This window comes from Leclercia sp. CFBP8987 (genome assembly GCF_034044995.2).
Taxonomy (GTDB): Bacteria; Pseudomonadota; Gammaproteobacteria; order Enterobacterales; family Enterobacteriaceae; genus Enterobacter; species Enterobacter tamurae.
In genome coordinates this window covers 4,849,389-4,870,471 of record NZ_CM188255.1, presented here as the reverse complement: position 1 = coordinate 4,870,471, position 21,083 = coordinate 4,849,389, and the positions used below count along the sequence as shown (strand labels likewise).

17 protein-coding genes are annotated in these 21,083 nt (G+C 55.6%); 7 read left to right on the top strand and 10 right to left on the bottom strand.

What is annotated here, in order from left to right; all coding sequences use genetic code 11:
- The first annotated feature begins 38 nt into the window (after positions 1-38).
- The 5 genes from tnaB (at position 39) to SOM40_RS23420 (ending at position 4,990) form a co-directional block, all read left to right on the top strand.
- Positions 39-1,295, top strand: coding sequence for a low affinity tryptophan permease TnaB (gene tnaB / locus SOM40_RS23440; RefSeq protein ID WP_320530799.1), 1,257 nt, complete (start codon positions 39-41; stop codon positions 1,293-1,295).
- A gap of 111 nt (positions 1,296-1,406) precedes the next feature.
- Positions 1,407-2,582, top strand: coding sequence for an MFS transporter (locus SOM40_RS23435; RefSeq protein ID WP_320530798.1), 1,176 nt, complete (start codon positions 1,407-1,409; stop codon positions 2,580-2,582).
- A complete protein-coding gene (yidZ, locus tag SOM40_RS23430; protein ID WP_106995555.1) occupies positions 2,551-3,513 on the top strand; it encodes an HTH-type transcriptional regulator YidZ in 963 nt (320 codons plus the stop codon). The genes SOM40_RS23435 and yidZ overlap by 32 nt, the downstream gene beginning before the upstream one ends.
- Before the next feature lie 143 nt (positions 3,514-3,656).
- A complete protein-coding gene (locus SOM40_RS23425) occupies positions 3,657-4,403 on the top strand; it encodes a 4'-phosphopantetheinyl transferase family protein (RefSeq protein ID WP_225759916.1) in 747 nt (248 codons plus the stop codon).
- 20 nt (positions 4,404-4,423) lie between these two features.
- Positions 4,424-4,990 (top strand): NADPH-dependent FMN reductase, encoded by a 567-nt coding sequence (locus SOM40_RS23420; RefSeq protein WP_106995553.1) that lies wholly within the window; start codon positions 4,424-4,426, stop codon positions 4,988-4,990.
- A gap of 96 nt (positions 4,991-5,086) precedes the next feature.
- On the opposite strand, the gene SOM40_RS23415 is transcribed toward SOM40_RS23420, so the two are convergent.
- On the bottom strand, positions 5,087-6,421 hold the full coding sequence (locus SOM40_RS23415; RefSeq protein ID WP_225759917.1) for an NCS2 family permease: 1,335 nt from the start codon (positions 6,419-6,421) through the stop codon (positions 5,087-5,089).
- Positions 6,422-6,589: 168 nt separating this feature from the next.
- Between SOM40_RS23415 and yieH the strand changes: the two genes are divergently transcribed.
- Positions 6,590-7,255: a 6-phosphogluconate phosphatase gene (yieH, locus tag SOM40_RS23410; RefSeq protein ID WP_320530797.1), complete on the top strand. Its 666-nt coding sequence runs from the start codon at positions 6,590-6,592 to the stop codon at positions 7,253-7,255.
- Positions 7,256-7,295: 40 nt separating this feature from the next.
- Here yieH and SOM40_RS23405 read toward each other — a convergent pair whose 3' ends face one another.
- The 9 genes from SOM40_RS23405 to glmU all read right to left on the bottom strand — a co-directional run bounded on the left by SOM40_RS23405 (position 7,296) and on the right by glmU (position 18,560).
- Positions 7,296-8,465, bottom strand: coding sequence for an esterase (locus SOM40_RS23405; RefSeq protein ID WP_414672295.1), 1,170 nt, complete (start codon positions 8,463-8,465; stop codon positions 7,296-7,298).
- A 26-nt stretch (positions 8,466-8,491) separates the two neighbouring features.
- Entirely contained in the window at positions 8,492-10,030 is a 1,539-nt protein-coding gene (locus SOM40_RS23400; protein ID WP_320530796.1) for a carbohydrate porin, read from the bottom strand.
- Between the two features lie 327 nt (positions 10,031-10,357).
- On the bottom strand, positions 10,358-11,083 hold the full coding sequence (phoU, locus tag SOM40_RS23395) for a phosphate signaling complex protein PhoU (RefSeq protein WP_106995549.1): 726 nt from the start codon (positions 11,081-11,083) through the stop codon (positions 10,358-10,360).
- Positions 11,084-11,097: 14 nt separating this feature from the next.
- Complete coding sequence (gene pstB / locus SOM40_RS23390; protein WP_106995548.1) at positions 11,098-11,871, bottom strand: phosphate ABC transporter ATP-binding protein PstB; 774 nt, start codon at positions 11,869-11,871, stop codon at positions 11,098-11,100.
- Between the two features lie 47 nt (positions 11,872-11,918).
- Entirely contained in the window at positions 11,919-12,809 is an 891-nt protein-coding gene (gene pstA, locus SOM40_RS23385) for a phosphate ABC transporter permease PstA (protein WP_106995547.1), read from the bottom strand.
- On the bottom strand, positions 12,809-13,768 hold the full coding sequence (gene pstC, locus SOM40_RS23380; protein WP_312079157.1) for a phosphate ABC transporter permease PstC: 960 nt from the start codon (positions 13,766-13,768) through the stop codon (positions 12,809-12,811). The genes pstA and pstC overlap by 1 nt, the downstream gene beginning before the upstream one ends.
- A gap of 82 nt (positions 13,769-13,850) precedes the next feature.
- Positions 13,851-14,891, bottom strand: coding sequence for a phosphate ABC transporter substrate-binding protein PstS (gene pstS, locus SOM40_RS23375; protein ID WP_225759919.1), 1,041 nt, complete (start codon positions 14,889-14,891; stop codon positions 13,851-13,853).
- 290 nt (positions 14,892-15,181) lie between these two features.
- On the bottom strand, positions 15,182-17,011 hold the full coding sequence (gene glmS / locus SOM40_RS23370; protein ID WP_262671154.1) for a glutamine--fructose-6-phosphate transaminase (isomerizing): 1,830 nt from the start codon (positions 17,009-17,011) through the stop codon (positions 15,182-15,184).
- Between the two features lie 178 nt (positions 17,012-17,189).
- Positions 17,190-18,560, bottom strand: a complete 1,371-nt coding sequence (glmU, locus tag SOM40_RS23365; RefSeq protein WP_320530795.1) for a bifunctional UDP-N-acetylglucosamine diphosphorylase/glucosamine-1-phosphate N-acetyltransferase GlmU — start codon at positions 18,558-18,560, stop codon at positions 17,190-17,192.
- 342 nt (positions 18,561-18,902) lie between these two features.
- Between glmU and SOM40_RS23360 the strand changes: the two genes are divergently transcribed.
- Positions 18,903-20,996, top strand: a complete 2,094-nt coding sequence (locus SOM40_RS23360) for a right-handed parallel beta-helix repeat-containing protein (RefSeq protein WP_320530794.1) — start codon at positions 18,903-18,905, stop codon at positions 20,994-20,996.
- Positions 20,997-21,083 lie beyond the last annotated feature (87 nt).

The window sequence follows — 21,083 nt, the reverse complement described above, 5'->3', positions numbered from 1 at the left end:
TCAACGACATCAAGCTTACCATAATTGATGGGGGCACCATGGATAACGCTTTAGAATTAGAGAATAAACACTCCTCGGTATGGGGTGTGATGGTTATAGCAGGTACCGTTATTGGCGGGGGGATGTTTGCTTTACCCGTGGATCTGGCTGGGGCATGGTTTTTTTGGGGTGCGTTTATTTTAATTATCGCCTGGTTTTCCATGCTTCATTCCGGATTATTATTGTTAGAGGCGAATTTAAATTACCCGGTCGGTTCAAGCTTTAATACCATTACAAAAGATCTGATTGGCAATAAGTGGAATATCGTCAGCGGTTTCACGGTCGCCTTTGTGCTTTATATCCTGACGTATGCCTATATCTCCGCAAACGGCGCCATCATCAGTGAAACCATCGCCATGAATCAGGGAACGCATGTTAATCCCCGGATAGTGGGTGTCTGTACGGCGATCTTCGTGGCGGCCGTATTATGGTTTAGCTCGCTGGCGGCCAGCCGAATTACCTCGTTGTTTTTAGGGATTAAGATCATCGCCTTTATCGTTGTATTTGGGTCTTTTTTCTTTCAGGTCGATTATTCAATCCTGAGAGACATCAACGTTACATCGGCCAGCAATACCACCTACTTCCCCTACATCTTTATGGCCCTGCCCGTCTGTCTGGCGTCGTTTGGGTTTCATGGCAACATTCCCAGCCTGATCATTTGCTACGGTAAGCGAAAAGATAAACTGATAAAAAGCATTGTCTATGGCTCGCTGCTGGCCCTTTTTATCTACCTGTTCTGGCTCTATTGCACGATGGGGAATATTACCCGCGATAGCTTCAGTGAGATCATCTCGTCGGGAGGCAATGTCGATTCGCTGGTGAAATCTTTCCTCGGCACCCGGCAGCATGGAGTGATTGAATTCTGCCTGTTGGTTTTCTCCAATTTAGCCGTGGCCAGCTCGTTCTTCGGGGTCACATTGGGCCTGTTCGATTATCTTGCCGACCTCTTTAAACTCGACAATACACCGTCTGGTCGTCTGAAAACGATTATGCTCACCTTCCTGCCACCTACCCTGCTCTACCTCATCTTCCCGAACGGGTTTATCTACGGTATTGGCGGGGCGGGATTGTGCGCAACCATCTGGGCGGTGATTGTCCCGGCGATCCTCGCCCTGAAAGCGAGACAAAAATTCCCGAATAAGACATTCACCGTCTGGGGCGGCAGGGTTATTCCCTCGCTGGTGATCCTGTTCGGGATCGTGGTCATTGTTTGCTGGTTCGGGAATACCTTCCATTTCTTACCGCGCTTTGGCTGAATGTGCTCATCAAAAGGTGATTTCCTCGCAGGAAATCACCTTTGTCCAAATGGCAACTCGCCACTTTCCCCTTCTCCCCCTATGCTTCATGCCTGTCTTTATGGGGGTGTTATGGCTCGTTTTCTGTTTTGTAGTTTTGCGCTGGTGCTGCTTTATCCGTCGGGCATTGATATGTATCTGGTGGGGCTACCGCACATCGCCCGCGATCTCGGCGCCAGCGAGGCGCAGCTGCATATCGCGTTCTCGGCCTATCTCGCGGGGATGGCATCGTCGATGGTGTTTGCCGGGAAGATTGCTGACAAAGCCGGGCGGCAGCCGGTCGCCATTACCGGGGCGGTGATTTTTGCCCTGGCCTCCGTGCTGTGCTCAATAGCCGAAGAGAGCACGCTGTTCCTGACCGGGCGCTTTATCCAGGGCGTCGGTGCAGGCGGGTGCTACGTGGTGGCCTTTGCGATCCTACGCGATACCTTAAGCGCCCAGCGCCGCGCCAAAGTGCTCTCCATGATGAACGGCATCACCTGCATTATTCCGGTGCTGGCACCGGTGGTGGGCTACCTGATTATGCTGCGTTTCCCGTGGCAAAGCCTGTTCTGGACGATGGCAGGAATGGGGATGCTGGTCTTTATCCTGTCGATTACGGTCCTGAAAGAGACCCATCCCGGAGCGAACAACCGGGGACATTCCGCGTCGGTCCCGCCGGAAGAGAAGCTGCTCAACCGCTTCTTTATCAGCCGACTGCTGGTCACCACCCTGAGCGTGGCGGTGATCCTTACCTATGTAAACGTTTCCCCGGTGCTGCTGATGGAAGTTATGGGCTTTGATCGCGGGGAGTATTCCACGGTGATGGCCTTAACCGCGCTGGTCAGTATGGCCGTCTCCTTCTCAACGCCGTTCGCTCTGAACCTCTTTAAACAGCGCACCTTGATGCTCATCTCTCAGGTGCTGTTCCTGGCGGCAGGCGTGCTGCTGGCGACCGCAGGTTCCAGTGCCCTGATGCTGGCAGGTATTACCCTGATCTGTGCCGGGTTCTCAGTGGGCTTTGGCGTGGCGATGAGCCAGGCGCTGGGCCCGTTTGCCCTGCGCGCCGGGGTGGCAAGCTCGGTGCTGGGTATCGCCCAGGTCTGTGGTTCGTCGCTGTGGATTTGGCTGGCGGCCATAATCGGGTTGAATGCACTGAATATGCTGATCGGGGTGCTGATTGGCTGTAGCATGCTTTGCATCCTCCTCCTTTTGCTTATCCGGCCCACAGCGCACCATGAAGAAGCCCCTCAGCAGTCTCGATCTTAACCTGTTGTTGTGCCTGCAGCTTTTGCTGCAGGAACGCAGCGTTACCAAAGCCGCGAAACGGATGAACGTCACCCCGTCCGCGGTAAGTAAATCGCTGGCGAAGCTGCGCGACTGGTTTGACGATCCGCTGTTTGTGAAGACCCCGCTGGGGCTGCTGCCGACGCCGCTGACGACGAGTCTGGAGCAGGATCTGGCCGACTGGATGCAGATTGGCAACCAGATCCTCGATAAATTCCACCATGACTCGCCTGGCGGCCTGACGTTTGAGCTGGCGGCGGAAACGCCGCTGATGCTGATCCGCTTTAACACCCTGCTGGAGCAGGTAAACCAGCGTTACCCGCAGGCCACGGTGAAGATGCGCCACTGGGATTACGATTCGCTGGACGCCATTACCCGGGGGGAGGTCGATCTCGGTTTTACCGGGCGCGAAACGCACCCCCGCTCCCGGGAGCTGTTAAAGCTGATGCCGTGGTTTATCGACTACGAAATTTTGTTCAGCGATCGTCCCTGCGTCTATCTGCGCGAAGACCATCCTGCGCTGCAGGAGGAGTGGAATCTCGAGACCTTCCTGCGCTACCCGCATATCAGCATCTTCTGGGAGCGCAGCGATACCTGGGCGCTGGATGAAGTGCTGAGGGAGATGGGGCGTCCGCGCAATATCGCCATGAGCCTGCCGGGGTTCGAGCAGTCGATGTTTATGGCGGCGCAGCCGGGTCATAACTACATTGCCACCGCCCCGCATTACTGCCAACACTACAATCAACTCCACCAGCGAAAGCTGATCGCCCTGCCGATCCCCATTGATGAAGCCCAGGCCCAGAAGCTCACCGTACCCTTCACCCTGATCTGGCATAAGCGTAACAGCCACAATCCCAAAATCCTCTGGCTGAGAGAGACGATCAAGGCGCTGTACGGCCCGCCGCTGCGCTAAGACCCCTGATTTTGCCTAAGAAAATGTAAAGTTCCGCCGCAAAACTTCCCTTACCTCCATTTAGCCATTAAAACAGTAAGCGAGTTAAGCGATAATCATGTAACCGTTTAACCCGACTACTGACCATTATCATGGAGCGAAAAATGGCTACGCATTTTGCAAGAGGGAAGCTGACCGAGGGGCGGCTGGTTTCAACCAGACTCTCTTCATCCTGTTATAACGACGCGCGGAAGCTTCCTGAACATCGCCGTACACGGTTTTTGGCTTCCCGGATGCTGCTGGCTGAACTGTTGTTTATGCTTTATGGCACCAGCGAGCTGCCGGACGTGATCACCGAGCCCGAGGGACGACCGGTGTTTGCCGATCCGGAGCTTCCCCGTTTTTCCATTGCCTACGCCGGCAATATCGTGGGCCTGGCGCTGACGACTGAAGGCGATTGCGGTCTGGATATGGAGCTGCAGCGGGCATTCCGCAGCCCGGATGGATCCCACGCCCATGACATCTACCCGCTCTCCAGCAATGAGAACTTATGGGTGCGTAACCAGAACGATCCCCACGAAGCCAGAGCGCAGCTGATTACCCTGCGCCAGAGCATCCGTAAGCTTTCAGGCGATGCCAGTGATTGCGCCAGCCTGCTGCAACTGTTACCGGGCTCCGGTCGCCTGCGGGCCACCAGAGCCGCCCAGGTTGAAGCCTTAAGCGACGCCGAAGATGTCCTGATCTGGTCTATTGCCGTTACCCCGGCCATTGAACGGCTAAAAATCTGGGAGTTCGACAGCCGCCTCGGATGGCACAGTCTGCCGGACGTCCCCGCCCGCGCGAACGAACCGGCCGCACGCCTGATGCGCCTGACCAGTCTCCCGGCGGAAAAAGCGATTATCCTCACCTGACCTTTCAAGAAGGAGTAGTGATGTCTGATACGTTAAAGGTTGTTACGTTACTGGGAAGCCTGCGCAAGGGTTCATTCAACGGGATGGTTGCCCGCACGCTGCCGAAGCTGGCGCCCGAGGGCATGGAGATTAGCGCTCTGCCGTCGATTGGCGATATTCCCCTGTATGACGCGGATGTGCAGCAGGAAGAGGGGTTCCCGGCTGCCGTAGAAGCGCTGGCGGCGCAGATCCGCGAAGCGGACGGCGTGGTGATTGTCACTCCGGAATATAACTACTCCGTGCCGGGTGGCCTGAAGAACGCCATTGACTGGCTCTCCCGCCTGCCGGACCAGCCGCTGGCAGGTAAACCGGTGCTGATCCAGACCAGCTCCATGGGGGCGATTGGCGGCGCACGCTGTCAGTATCATCTGCGCCAGATCCTGGTGTTCCTGGATGCGATGGTGATGAACAAGCCGGAGTTTATGGGCGGCGTGATTCAGAACAAGGTCGACCCGCAGACGGGTGAAGTGATTGACCAGAGCACGCTGGACCATCTGAGCGGGCAATTGAGTGCGTTTGGGAAGTATATTCAGCGGGTTAAAGCGTAGGGGGAGTTGAGGGCTGGTGCCCTCACCCCGGCCCTCTCCCACGGGGAGAGGGTGCAAACACTAAAGCCCTTTTCTTAGAAAAGGGCTTGCTGTTTGTTACGCATCAATAAACGCAATCTTCAGCACGAACAGCAGCGCAACGACCATCACGCACGGGCTTATTTCACGCCAGCGTCCGGTGCCCGCCTTCATCACGCAGTAAGAGATAAAGCCCAGCGCAATCCCTTCGGTGATGGAGAAGCTGAACGGCATCATCACCGCGGTAATAAATGCCGGAACCGCTTCGGTCAGATCGTCCCACTTCACGCGCGACAGGCTGGAGGTCATCAGCACGCCCACGTAGATCAGCGCGCCCGCGGCGGCATACGGTGGCACCATGCCCGCCAGCGGTGACAGGAAGATCACCAGCAGGAACAGCAGGCCAACCACCACAGCGGTCAGACCGGTACGGCCACCCACAGAGACCCCGGAAGAGGATTCGATGTAGGCCGTTACGGACGAGGTCCCGATAAAGGAGCCAGCTACGGAAGAGATGCTGTCCACATACAGCGCCTGCTTCATGCGTGGGAATTTGCCCTTCTCGTCCGCCAGCCCGGCTTTATCGGTCACGCCGATCAGCGTCCCGGAGGAGTCAAACAGGTTCACCAGCATGAAGGAGAAGATCACCCCGGCCAGACCCAGGTTCAGCGAGCCCGCCAGATCGACATGGCCGATCACGGTAGTGACGCTCGGCGGCGCGGAGACGATGCCGCTGTAGTGCACATCGCCCAGCATCCAGCCCAGCAGGGTGGTCACAATAATGGAGACCAGCACCGCCGCGTGAATGTTACGTGAGGCCAGAATCGCGATGATGAAGAAGCCCAGCACGCCCAGCAGCACGCTGTGGGAAGTCAGTTTACCGATGCTGACCAGGGTTTCCGGGTTCGCCACGATCACACCGGCGTTTTTCAGCCCCATCATGCCGATGAACAGGCCGATACCGCTGGTGATGCCCACGCGCAGGCTGACGGGAATATTGGCAATCATCCAGTAACGCACGCGGAAAATGGTCAGGATCAGCAGACCGACGGCGCCCCAGAAGATAGCGCCCATCCCCACCTGCCACGGCAGGCCCATCGCCTGAACCACCACAAAGGCGAAGAAGGCGTTAAGACCCATCGCCGGTGCCAGAGCAACCGGCAGGTTAGCGAACAGTCCCATCAGGATGCTGCCGAAGGCGGCGATCAAACAGGTCGTAACGAAGACGGCGCTGGTATCCATGCCAGCAACGCCCAGAATTTGCGGGTTCACGAAAACGATATAGACCATCGTCAGGAAGGTGGTGAAACCGGCGATCACTTCGGTGCGTGCCGTCGTGCCGTGTTCGCGCAGTTTAAACACGCGCTCAAGCAAACCCGCGCCAGAAGACTGGGTAGTGTGTTGTTGACTCATCATCTATTTCCGAACAAGGAGGGAAAATCCGTCGCTATCCTATACCAAAATGCGACAATAGGGGCGGTTGAGGGGCACTTTTTTTCATTGAATTTGCTTATACGGCAACGATTGCGTCTCAACGTAATGCAGCACGTAAACGTTAAACTTGTTAAGAAAGGGAAATGCATGTCTCAGATTGAAGCGGTATTTTTCGACTGCGACGGTACGCTGGTCGACAGTGAGGTCATCTGTTCCCGGGCGTATGTCACCATGTTCCAGGAATTTGGTATCATGCTCGATCTCGAAGAGACGTTCAAACGCTTTAAAGGCGTGAAGCTCTACGAAATCATCGACATTATTAACGCCGAACACGGCGTCAGCCTCGCGAAAGCGGATCTGGAGCCTGTTTACCGCGCCGAGGTCGCACGCCTCTTCGACTCCGAACTGGAGACGATCGCCGGGGCCAGCGCCTTGCTGGATTCAATGGCGGTGCCGATGTGCGTGGTCTCTAACGGTCCGGTAAGCAAAATGCAGCACTCCCTTGGCAAGCTACAGATGCTGCACCATTTCCCGGAAAAACTGTTCAGCGGCTACGATATTCAGCGCTGGAAACCCGATCCGGCCATGATGTTCCATGCCGCGAAAGCGATGAACGTCAACGTGGAGAACTGCGTCCTGGTGGATGACTCCAGCGCAGGCGCGCAGGCGGGGATCGCCGCGGGCATGGAGGTGTTTTACTTCTGCGCCGATCCGCACAACCCGCCGCTCGACCATCCGAAGGTGACCACCTTTACCGATCTGGCCCAGTTGCCGGAAATGTGGAAAGCGCGCGGCTGGCACCTTACCCGCTAAAACGGATAAGCCGTAAAGCGACTCGCTTTACGGCTTTTTGCTATTTAAACAGCTTCTGGACGAATTCCGCATAGGCCGGTCGCCAGACATCCATCTCATGGTTCAGGCCCGGATATTCGTGATAATCGAATTTGATCTGGCGTTGCTCAAGCTCCTGCTTCAACCCGGCGATATCCTTGCCTGTCACTGCATCTTTCTCGCCCACCACGACGGTGAAATTGCGTAGCTGTTTATTGATGGCCTGCGGATCGTTGAGCCGCGCGCTGACGCCCGCATCCGGCACCGTAGTAGTGGTAACGCCGCTAAAGGTAGCCAGCCAGCCAAAGCGTTCAAGATGGTTCATCCCGGAGACCAGCGCCTGATAGCCGCCCTGCGACAGCCCCGCCAGCGCCCGTCCTTCGGCATCGTCACGCACGTTAAACCGCTGGCTTACCAGCGGAATGATGTCGTTCATTAGCTCCCGGTCGGCAGCCTGGGCATTCAACGGATAGAAGTCCTTACGTCGCTCGTTAGGCACGAAGGTTTCAGGAACGATGCCCGCGGCATCGGTTTCCGTATCCGGCACCACCACCAGCATCGGCGCAATTTTTCCGGCCGCGAGCAGGTTATCCATGATCTGCGCGATACGCCCCTGATCGATAGCCGAACGCCCGGTATCACCAAAGCCATGATAGAAATAGAGCACCGGCAGCGGTTTTCCCTGTCCGTTGTAGCCCGGCGGCGTCCAGACGAATAGCTGACGCTCCGATTTCAGCGCAGCCGAATGATAGGTCAGGGTAATCAGATCCCCGTGCGGAACCGGGTTAATATCCAGAAGACTGCCCGGCACCAGCACCATGCTGGTGTTCACCTGCCGCTGCGGCTTGGTTATCGCCGTGCCGGTATCAATGCTGCGCACACCGTCGACGTTGAAGAAATATTCATACAGATTGGGCTGCATCACCGGACCTCGCCAGCTCCAGAGACCTGAGGCGTCTTTGGTCATCGGATGGATGTTTTCCGGGGTCGGGACCCCCACCACCACCGATACGCTTTTCGCTGCCGGAGCGAAGTAGCGATACGTCACCGTATTGTCGGCATTCACCTGCGTGACATACTGGCTCAGCGGGTGAGCGGGATCCGGAGCGGCGGGGAGATCTGCCGCGAACGCCGGATGTCCGAGAGATAAACAGAGTGTAATAACGGATAACGCGGTATTCATTCGTTTCATTAATAGTGTCCTTATATGCGATCCGGTTACCACCAGATTTCAGCCTGCGCGCCAATGGCAAACTGATCCTTTTTTTGGTCTTCGAAAGTGAAATTATCTAATTCCGTCTCGTCCGCTTTAATATAGGTTCCATAAAAACGTAATTCCGGGCGGGAGGTCAACATACTGGTATTGACCTTGAAGGTATGGAACAGCGTGGTTTTATAGCCTGACTCATAATATTTATTGCCGGTCAGATCGGTATTTTGCTGTCTGAAATAACCCAACTCAACGCCGGTCTGATTATATTGATCCCAGATATACGCCGGGCGCACAACCGCGCGGATGGATTCGAAATCGGAATGGGCCCCGGTTTCATAGCTGTAAACGTCATTCCCGAAAGAGTAGACCAGCGCGCTGGCCATGATCACGTCATCCCGCAGATACATCTCTCCCTGCGAGGTCACGCGCACCGCCGTCCCGTTGGTATGATCGCCATAATAGCGCCCGTTGGAGGTGGTAAACGGGCTGGAGCCGGCATAGCGCGAGAAGCTGCTGGCAATGGAGTTATTTGCCAGCAGGACGGAAAACTCGTTGAATCCACCGCCATCCAGTTTTTGCGTTAAGGTGGTGCCCACCATCCAGGTGTCTTTCCACGGATAATAGCCGTTGTTGTCCTGGTTATACTTCTCGCTTGAGCTTTGGTTGGCCGCGACATAGCGCCCGCTGAGCATCAGCGAGGCCTTATCCCACACCGGCAGCGCTTTATAACGCAGGTCGATGGTGTTGGTATTCAGCTGCTGCTTGTTTTTGAGCTGACGGTCATAGTCGTCCACATCTTCACGCACCAGCGCAATATCCACCTTGCCGGGCCCCACTTTCCAGTTTTCCAGCCCGACGCCCGCAGCGGCATCCGTGCGTTGGGTTTTCCAGTCCAGCATCTGGATTTCGATTTTTGGCGCGCCGTGCTTCCCGACCCAGAAATCCGCCTCCGGGGCAAACGGCAGGAAGCCCTGGGTGGTGACGTACATATCGGAGAACTGCAGATAGTTCTCCCCGCCCGCGTTATCGCCAAACCAGCCGGTGGAGTACTGCTGGCCCACGTTGCCATCCAGCATCACAATGGCATCGACGCGTTTATTGCCTTCGTTGTAGACCCGCTGCTTAAGCTGCAAATCGAACCAGCCAGAATATTCGTTGCCGAATCGTCCGAGGGATCCAATTGCCCAGGATTTCGGCGCACCATGGGATGCCGTGCCCCAGCCGGAGCGGAAATAGCCGTTATAGCTAAAGCCAATTTCATCCTTCACGAATTTACTAAAGTCTTTCATGGTGACGGAGGAATAAACCTCCCCGGTAGTGGCCTCCCCCGTTTTGACCAGCACGGCAGCTGGTTTTTTCGCCGGGGTGGCGGCCTGGGTTTTGACGATCTCCTTATCCTTATACTGCTGGAGCTCTGCTTGGGTCTCTTTTAACGCCTTTTCCAGCAATTCGAGGCGCTGCTCTACCGTTAATGACGCAGACCCGGCATGACCGAGAGGTGCCATCATTAAAATAGCCGAGGTAATAAGGGTTCTCCTGAACATAATATTAGTCCCTGTTAATTTATCTTTTAAAATAAAAAAACCTGAAAGCGATTAACCTCCGTAAGGAGATAATCACTTTCAGGTTTTGCCCGCGTAATAGCGGTAACAATCCAGTTTTGCTTAATAACGTTATTAGCGTATTAAGGTGTTTCAGTTGCTCACTTTAATAACGGGATGTTTTAGGGTAGAAGAGAAAAGAAAACAACCGGGAAAAGAGTGAAGTGTGACTGACGGCAATATTATTACGCAGCGATACGGTGAGTTATTCGCAGAGAAAATAGTTTGATATTTAAATATAACGCCAGCAAAGCTGGCGTCAGAGAAAAATTACTCTTTTGGATCGCTACCCGCGAGCATTTTGTCCAGCTCATCCCCGCCAACGTGACGGAAATCCTGGCCCTTCACGAAGTAGAAGATGTATTCGCAGATGTTCTGGCAACGGTCACCGATACGTTCAATAGAGCGGGCGCAGAACAGGGCGGTCAGAACGCTTGGGATGGTGCGCGTATCTTCCATCATGTAGGTCATCAGCTGACGCACAATGCCTTCGTACTCCTGGTCGACCTTCTTGTCTTCACGGTAAATACGCACCGCTTCATCCAGATCCATACGCGCAAAGGCATCCAGCACGTCGTGCAGCATCTGCACGGTGTGGCGCCCCAGCGACTCCAGGCTCACCAGCAGCGGCTGGTGCTGATGAGAGAACTTCTCCAGCGCGGTGCGGCAGATTTTGTCCGCTACGTCGCCAATACGTTCCAGCTCGGCGATGGTTTTGATGATCGCCATCACCAGACGCAGGTCGCTCGCCGTCGGCTGACGCTTGGCGATGATGCGCACACAGGCTTCGTCGATCGCCACTTCCATCATGTTAACGTGTTTATCGCCTTCCACCACGCGCTTCGCCAGCTCGCTGTCCTGGTTATGCATCGCGGTGATCGCGTCAGAAAGCTGCTGCTCGACCATTCCGCCCATGGTCATCACCTGGGTGCGGATGCTTTCCAGCTCTGCGTTGAACTGGCCGGAAATGTGTTTATTAAGATTGAGATTATCCATTGCGCCCTCCTGAATCAGCCGTAGCGTCCGGTGATGTAGTCTTCTGTTTGTTTCTTCGCGGGCTTGGTGAACAGATCGTCCGTGTTGCTGAACTCAATCAACTCGCCCAGGTACATAAACGCCGTGTGGTCTGAACAACGCGCGGCCTGCTGCATGTTGTGGGTGACGATCACTACGGTGTAATCCTGTTTTAACTCAGTGATCAGCTCTTCGATACGGCCGGTAGAGATCGGATCCAGCGCTGAGCACGGTTCATCCAGCAATAACACTTCCGGGCGAATGGCGATACCACGCGCAATGCACAGACGCTGCTGCTGACCACCGGAGAGAGAGTATCCGCTCTGGTGAAGTTTATCTTTGGTTTCGTTCCATAATGCGGCCTTGGTCAAGGCCCACTGCACGCGCTCGTCCATATCGGCACGGGAGAGCTTCTCAAACAGGCGCACGCCAAAGGCGATATTGTCATAAATGGACATCGGGAACGGCGTTGGTTTCTGGAACACCATGCCCACTTTGGCACGCAGCAGGGCGATATCCTGGGTATTGGTCAGGATGTTATCGCCATCAAGCAGGATCTCGCCTTCGGCGCGCTGCTCCGGATAGAGTGAATACATTTTGTTAAAGGTACGCAGCAGCGTGGATTTTCCACAGCCCGACGGACCGATAAATGCCGTGACCTGGTTTTTAGCAATATCCAGGTTGATGTTTTTCAGGGCATGGAACTTGCCGTAGTAGAAGTTCAGATCACGAACCGAAAGGATCCCCGGGGCAGTATCGACCATACTCATTGACTCATTTCCTCATCCGGCGCCGCAGCGTGCCACGCCGTCAATAATTAACCGTGTTTCTTCTTCGCGAAAATAACGCGCGCCAGAATGTTCAGTAACAGTACGCACAGGGTAATAATCAGTACCCCGGCCCAGGCCAGTGACTGCCATTCGGCAAACGGGCTCATCGCAAATTTAAAGATGGTGACCGGCAGGTTGGCGATCGGCTGCATCATGTCCGTGCTCCAGAACTGGTTGGAGAGGGCGGTAAAGAGCAGCGGTGCGGTTTCACCGGCAATACGGGCCACGGCCAGCAGGACGCCGGTCAGGATCCCGGAGATAGACGCCTTCAGGGTGATGGCAGAAATCATCTTCCACTTCGGCGTGCCCAGCGCGTAGGCCGCTTCACGCAGGCTGTCCGGCACCAGTTTCAGCATGTTCTCGGTGGTACGGATGACGATCGGCACCTGCAGCAGCGCCAGCGCAATCACCCCAGCCCAGCCGGAGAAGTGCTCCATCTGCGCCACCACGATGGTGTAGACGAACAGACCGACCACAATCGACGGGGCAGAGAGCAGAATGTCGTTGATGAAGCGGATCACTTCCGCAATCCAGGATTTACGGCCGTACTCCGCCAGATAGATCCCCGCCATGATGCCGAGCGGCGTACCAAACACGGTCGCCCAGAGGATCAGCAGGCCGCTGCCCGCCAGGGCGTTCGCCAGACCACCGCCCGCCGTATTTGGCGGCGGGGTCATCTCGGTAAACAGCGCCAGCGACATGCCGTCGATACCGCGCGTTACCGTGGAAAACAGGATCCAGATCAGCCAGAACAGACCAAAGGCCATCGTCGCCATCGAGAGCGTCAACGCGAGGCGGTTCTTCATGCGGCGCTTCGCCTGCATTTTGCGGCGTGATTCCGCCAGCTCCACGGTGTTTTGCATTTCAAGCGTTGCCATTAGCGTGCCCCCTCATTTTTCGCCAGGCGCATGATCATCACTTTGGAGATCGCCAGAACGATGAAGGTAATAACAAACAGAATTAAGCCCAGTTCCATCAGCGCGGCAACGTGCAGGCCCGACTCCGCTTCAGCGAATTCGTTAGCCAGCGCCGAGGTGATGCTGTTGCCCGGCATGTAGAGGGAGGCGCTGTCGAGCTGGTAGGTGTTACCGATGATAAAGGTCACGGCCATGGTTTCACCCAACGCACGACCCAGACCCAGCATTACACCGCCAATCACCCCATTTTTGGTAAATGGCAGGACGATGCGCCAGATAACCTCCCAGGTGGTGCAGCCGATGCCGTAGGCCGACTCTTTCATCATCACCGGGGTCTGTTCGAAGACATCGCGCATCACCGCCGCGATGTACGGAATAATCATGATAGCGAGGATGACGCCTGCGGCCAGGATCCCGATACCGAACGCCGGACCGGAGAAGAGCGCGCCGACAAACGGAATATTCGACAGGACGTTGCCCACCGGCTCCTGGAAGTATGTCGCGAACAGCGGGGCAAAGATAAACAGGCCCCACATGCCGTAAACGATACTCGGGATTGCCGCCAGCAGCTCAATGGCAATACCCAGCGGACGCTTCAGCCAGCTCGGCGCCAGTTCCGTCAGGAACAGGGCGATACCGAAGCTCACCGGCACGGCAATCAGCAGGGCGATAAAGGAGGTCACCAGCGTGCCGTAGATCGGCACCAGCGCACCGTAGATATCGTTCGGGGCATCCCACTCTTTGGTCCACAGGAAGGAGAAACCAAATTTCTGGATGCTCGGCCACGAGGAGAAAATCAGAGACACGATAATGCCGCCCAGCAGCAATAGCACAATCAGCGCAGCCAGTCTTACCAGCGCGCTGAAAATCATGTCACCTTTTTTACCCGGAGGGTTAAATGCAGGCTTGGTTGCAGCCATAAATTACTCTTCTGTTTGAGACGTTTCACGAAAGTTAGCGGGTAAGCTCACGCCACCCGCCATCTTCGTCAAAAATATCCTGTTAGTACAGCGCTTTACCACTGCTGTCTTTCACGTTGGTTTTCCATGCAGCACGAATCTGCTCAACCACGCTGTCCGGCAGGCTGGCGTAATCCAGGTCATTAGCCTGTTTGCCGCCATTTTTGTATGCCCAGTCGAAGAACTTCAGCACTTCAGCGCCCTGCTCTGGCTTCTTCTGATCTTTGTGGACCAGGATGAAGGTGGTAGAGGTAATTGGCCAGGCTTCGTCACCTTTCTGGTTGGTCAGATCCTGTGCGAAGGATTTGCTCCAGTCAGCGCCTTTGGCAGCATTAGCAAAGTTCTCTTCGGTCGGGCTAACCGGTTTGCCATCAGCAGAAATCAGCTTGGTGTACGCCAGGTTGTTCTGCTTGGCGTAAGCATATTCTACATAGCCGATTGAGCCAGGCAGACGCTGTACGAAGGCCGCGATACCGTCGTTACCTTTACCGCCCAGGCCGGTCGGCCAGTTCACGGTAGAGCCGGAACCCACTTTGGATTTCCACTCTTCGTTCACTTTCGCCAGGTAGCTGGTGAAGACGAAGGAGGTACCGGAGCCGTCAGCACGACGAACCACAGCGATGTTCTGCGAAGGCAGTTTCACGCCCGGGTTCAGTTTGGTGATGGCTTCGTCATCCCATTTTTTGATTTTGCCGAGATAGATATCGCCCAGGGTTTTGCCATCCAGCACCAGCTCGCCGGACTTCAGGCCAGGGATATTCACGGCCAGCACAACACCACCGATAACGGTCGGGAACTGGAACAGGCCTTCCTGCGTCAGTTTTTCATCCGACAGCGGCGCATCAGATGCACCGAAATCAACGGTATTTGCGGTAATTTGTTTAACGCCACCGGAGGAGCCGATACCCTGGTAGTTCACCTTGTTACCAGTCTCTTTCTGGTAGGTATCAGCCCATTTGGCATACACCGGCGCAGGGAAGGTTGCACCAGCGCCAGTCAGGCTTGCCTCTGCGAATACAGAGAACGCGCTCATCGATAAGGTCGCGGCGACAACAGTTGCGACAGTGGTACGCATAACTTTCATAATGTCTCCTGCAAGATTTTCGTAAATCGTTGTTTAGTGGCTACGATGAGCAAAATAGGACAAACAGGTGACAGAGAAATGTACGAATTATGACAGTTTTATGACAGTCACAATTTCGCTTAAAGAAAATAAGAATAATTGTTTATTATCAGATAGTTGATATATTTTATGACACTATGATTTCAGAAAAATTTTCTTTCTGTGACACTGAAAAAAATAGCTGAATATGACAGTTTGTCATTTAAAAACGCGGATAAAAAAAGCTCCACCCGAAGGTGGAGCTGGAGGGATTATTCTACGGTAACGGACTTCGCCAGGTTACGCGGCTGGTCAACGTCGGTGCCTTTAATCAGCGCGACGTGATACGCCAGCAGCTGCAGCGGTACGGTATAGAAGATTGGCGCGATCACCTCTTCCACATGCGGCATCTCGATGATGTGCATGTTGTCGCTGCTGACGAAACCGGCATCTTTATCTGCGAAGACAAACAGAACACCGCCGCGAGCACGGACTTCTTCGATGTTGGATTTCAGTTTTTCCAGCAGTTCGTTGTTAGGTGCCACCACGATCACCGGCATATCCGCATCGATCAGCGCCAGCGGGCCGTGTTTCAGCTCGCCTGCAGCGTAAGCTTCCGCATGGATGTAGGAGATCTCTTTCAGCTTCAGCGCGCCTTCCAGCGCGATCGGGTACTGATCGCCACGGCCAAGGAACAGGGCGTGATGTTTGTCAGAGAAAGCTTCCGCCAGGGCTTCAATACGTTTGTCCTGAGAGAGCATCTGCTCAATGCGGCTCGGCAGCGCCTGCAGGCCGTGCACGATGTCATGCTCAACAGAGGCATCCGCCCCTTTCAGACGGGCCAGTTTCGCCACCAGCATCAGCAGGACCGTCAGCTGAGTGGTGAACGCTTTGGTTGAGGCCACGCCGATTTCGGTGCCGGCGTTGGTCATCAGCGCCAGATCGGATTCACGCACCAGCGAGGAGCCCGGCACGTTACAGATCGCCAGCGAACCGAGGTAACCCAGCTCTTTGGACAGACGCAGCGCCGCCAGGGTGTCGGCGGTTTCACCGGACTGCGACAGGGTGATCATCAGGCTGTTACGGCGCACGGCCGATTTGCGATAGCGGAATTCAGAGGCGATTTCGACGTCGCATGGCACACCGGCCAGGGCTTCAAACCAGTAGCGGGAGACCATACCGGAGTTGTAGGAGGTGCCGCAGGCCACGATCTGAATATGCTCGACGTTAGCCAGCATCTCGTTGGCGTTAGCCCCCAGCTCGCTCAGATCCACCTCGCCGTGGCTGATGCGCCCGGTCAGGGTGTTTTTGATGGCGTTTGGCTGCTCGTAGATCTCTTTCTGCATGTAGTGACGGTAAGCACCTTTGTCACCCGCGTCGTACTGCAGGCTGGATTCGATATCCTGACGCTTCACCGGCGCACCAGATTTATCAAACAGTTTCACGTCGCGGCGGGTCACTTCGGCAATATCGCCCTCTTCCATGAAGATAAAGCGACGGGTCACCGGCAGCAGCGCCAGCTGATCGGAAGCGATAAAGTTCTCGCCCATTCCCAGACCAATCACCATCGGGCTGCCCGAACGGGCGGCCAGCAGGGTGGATGGATCGCGGCTGTCCATGATCACCGTGCCGTAGGCGCCGCGCAGCTGAGGGATGGCACGCAGTACGGCTTCACGCAGCGTACCGCCCTGCTCCAGCTCCCAGTGAACCAGGTGAGCGATCACTTCGGTGTCGGTTTCTGACACGAAGGTATACCCGCGTTCAGTCAGCGCTTCGCGCAGCGGCTCGTGGTTTTCGATGATGCCGTTATGCACCACCACAATGTGTTCAGAGACATGCGGGTGCGCGTTGCCTTCAGAAGGTTCACCGTGGGTCGCCCAACGGGTATGGGCAATGCCTGTGCCGCCGTGCAGCGGAGTTTCTTCCGCGGCCTGCGACAGCATGTTTACTTTACCGAGGCGACGCAGACGGGTCATGTGCCCTTCTGCATCGACCACTGCCAGACCGGCAGAGTCGTAACCACGGTATTCCAGACGACGTAACCCTTCGAGAAGGATTTCAGCAATATCACGCTGCGCGACTGCGCCAACAATTCCACACATAGTTTTAGATTCCGAATAGAGGCTTTCGCCTGCGTTGTCGCTGACCTGTATGTGCCCTTTTTGGGCGCCCCGAGCCTTGTAGAGAGTGGGGTTATATTTTTAGAGACTGCCTTTGGGCGGGGGATTATGTTATCCCCTCAACCCGGACCTCTCCCCAAAGGGGCGAGGGATAAATCGGTTACTTCTTCTTCACCGGGCGTTTCCAGCCCTGCTTCTGCACCTGCGGCACGCGGCTGATCACCAGCTCGTTTTCGGCCACATCGCGCGTCACGGTCGTGCCTGCGGCAATGGTGACGCCTTTGCCGATGGTGACAGGTGCCACCAGCTGCGAATCGGATCCGACAAACACGTCATCGCCAATAATGGTTTTGAACTTGTTCGCGCCGTCGTAGTTGCAGGTGATGGTCCCGGCACCAATATTCACGTTGTCGCCGATCTCAGCATCGCCCAGATAGGTCAGATGCCCGGCTTTTGAGCCCTTGCCCAGACGCGCTTTTTTCATTTCGACGAAGTTGCCGACGTGGGCACCTTCCAGCAGTTCAGCACCCGGACGCAGACGGGCGAACGGCCCGATGGTGCAGGCGGCTTCCAGGTGGGCATCTTCCACCACGCTGTAAGGGCTGATTTCACAGTCGTCGCCAATCACGCTGTTTTTAATCACGCAACCGGTGCCAATTTTGACGCGGTTACCCAGCGTTACGTTGCCTTCCAGAATAACGTTAGTATCGATCTCGACGTCGCGCCCGTGATTGAGCACCCCACGCAGATCGAAACGTGACGGATCGCGCAGCATCACGCCCGCCAGCAGCAGCTTTTCTGCCTGCTCGGACTGATAGATACGCTCCAGGCGGGAGAGCTGGAGGCGGTTATTCACGCCGTCCGTTTCGCTGATGCGCGCCGGATGAACGGCGGCAATCTCACGCCCTTCCTGATACGCCATCGCGATGATATCGGTGATGTAGAATTCGCCCTGCGCATTGTTGTTGTTCAGCTGCGACAGCCAGCGCTTCATGTCTGCGCCATTGGCGATCAGAATCCCGGTGTTAATTTCCTGGATTTCACGCTGTGCATCGGTGGCATCTTTGTGCTCGACAATGCCCGTCACTTTGCCGTTTTCACGGGTGATGCGGCCATAGCCGGAAGGATCGTCCAGCTTGACGGTCAGCAGACCAATCCCGCCCTGCGGTTTCGCAGCACGCAGGCGGGCCAGCGTCTCTACGGAGATCAACGGCACGTCGCCGTAGAGCATCAGGATGTCTTCGTCGTCAGAGAAGAACGGCGCCGCCTGCTGCATGGCATGTCCGGTACCCAGCTGTTCTGCCTGCAGTACCCAGTTGAGCTTGTCGTCATGCAGCGTCTGCTTCAGCAGATCGCCACCGTGGCCATAGACCAGGTGAACCTGGCTCGCGCCCATTTCATTAGCGGCATCAATGACATGCTGCACCATCGCTTTCCCTGCCAGGGTGTGCAGCACTTTTGGAAGATCGGAATACATGCGGGTGCCTTTGCCTGCGGCAAGAATGACCACGCTCATAGCATTGTTCAACATACACGTCCTGACTGTAATTTGAGTGAAAGTAAAACCCTTTGGCGTTGAAAATTCTACATATTTTGCGCCATAAAATGGAGAGGCGGTAAAACGCACAACCTCGCCGGTCCCGGGCTGTTTAAAGGTTCTTTTTACAGCAGAATAGAGGACTTTGCTTATGGAATATAGCGCCCTTTAGAGAAGTCTCCAGCCCGCACAACATGTTAGCGATTCTTTCGCTTCATGAATAAAGCCATCAATAAGCAAAACACTGTTTTAATTATTGAAATATGTGACATACAAAAAAGAAACACCGTTTTATTCTGATGATAATGGCGCTCAATTATTATTCAGGAGAATAAGATGAAGTCTAAAATACCTCTGGCCCTGATGATGTGTAGCGCTTTTTCCGCAACGGCCGCCGAACAGCCCCATGTCTGGAAAGCCATTGCGTTTGGGCAATCCACGGATGTGAATTTTTCTTCCAACGTGCTGCCCGAAAAAATTGGCGTCAATGATGTCACTATCGACGGGAAAAAGCTCACGCCGCAGGAGAGCGCCGACCTGACAAAAGCGATCACGGTGGAGAGCCGTGGCGGCAAAATTGCCAACTCCCACGACGGGCTAACTTTCTTCTATACCGAACTGCCGGCGAGCGAGAACTTCGTCCTGCAGGCCAACATCCGGGTGGATCAGTTTGGACCGGAGAATGGCGCAAAACCTGCCGCGCAGGAAGGCGCCGGGCTGCTGGTGCGGGATGTCCTCGGTAACCCACGTCAGGCGCCGCTGAAAACCGGTTATGAAGAGTTCCCTGCGGCATCAAACCTGGTGATGAACGCCATTATGACCCAGGATAAAAAAGATCATCAGCGGGTGAAAATGCAGGCCATCACCCGGGAGGGGATCAGCCATCCATGGGGGGATGCCGGGGCGGCCATTAAAAAACAGAGTTATAAAGAAGAGGTGAACCTGAGCCAGACCCCGGCGTTTCGCCTCAAACTTCAGCGCACGGACGATGGCTTTATTACCGCCTGGGCCCCGCTGGACAGCGACAGCTGGGTGAGCAAGAGCGTGCCGCGCGCGGATCTGATTTCGGTGCAAAACCCGGATCGCTACTACGTCGGCTTCTTCGCCTCCCGGAATGCCAAAATCACGGTGACCAACGCCTCGCTGACCACCAGCCCCGCCCATACCGTATCTTCGCCGCCGTGGCAGGCAGAGCCGCTGCCGGTCATGGTGCAACTGGCTTCCGGGAACGTCAGCGCTTCCGGGAATTATCTGCTGCAGGCGCGCGCCAATGAAGACGGAGTATTCAGCGTCCGGCAAAACGAAGTGGTGATCGGTAATGAGAAAACGGTAAAAGCGGGGGAGATGTACACCCTGCCCGCCCGTCTTGAGCAGACCAGCACCTTTACGGTGGCCTTTACCCCGTCTCAGGGCACACCGGTGAACCAGCAGCTCACCGTGGAACGCGTCGCAGACAGGGACACGGCGCTTCTGTATGCCGCCCCGGACGGCAAAGCGGAGGCGAAAGGTACAGTCGATGCGCCGCTGGATCTCGCCACCGCCATCGCGCTGCTGGCCCCCGGCGGTAAGCTGGTGCTGAAAAGCGGCGATTATCCGCGAAGCGAGATCCCGCTCTCGGCCAGTGGCAGCCGCGACAAGCTCAAAACGCTTCAGGCTGAAGGTGAAGTGGTGATCCGCGGTCTGCTGCTCGACGCCAGCTACTGGCATATCCAGGGTATCGACGTCACGGAGAAAAGCCTGCGCGTTCAGGGTAGCCATAACCTGATCGAGCGCGTCAGGGCGTACCGTAATGACGATACCGGGATCCAGATCTCCTCTCCTGAGAAGATTGGTCGTCCGTTATGGGCAAGCTATAACCGGGTGGTGGATTCTGAATCCTGGGCCAACGAAGATCCCGGTAAGATTAACGCCGATGGCTTCGCAGTGAAGATGCGGGTAGGCGACGGCAACCGGCTGGAGAAATGCTATGCCCACGACAATATCGATGACGGTTTCGACCTGTTCAACAAGATTGAAGATGGCGCCAACGGTGTGGTGGTGATCGAGAACTCGGTTGCCAGCAACAATACCAGTAACGGCTTCAAGCTCGGCGGGGAAGGGCAGCCTGTGGCGCATCAAATCCGCAACAGTAAAGCCACCGGCAACCATCTGGACGGTTTCACCGATAACTTTAACCCGGGCAAGCTGGTAGTGGAGAACAACCTGGCGGTGGATAACCAGCGATTTAACTACATCTTCCGCCCGAGCCCGTACGGAGACGTCACAACCCAGGGGACGTTTACCGGCAACCTGTCGATCCGGAATCAGCCCGGTGAATATGATGATGCGGTCGTGGGAACCATCGATAACACGAACTACTTTATCGTGAAGGGTAAAAGCGTGAACAGTGACGGGAAGGAGTTTGATAAAACGCAGGTGCAGACCCAATAACCAGGGAGGCGCTTCGCTTATCACACAACGGTAAGCGTGGCGCCGCCCGGCAGGTCAGCAATTACAGATTGAACGTACCGAAAGAGA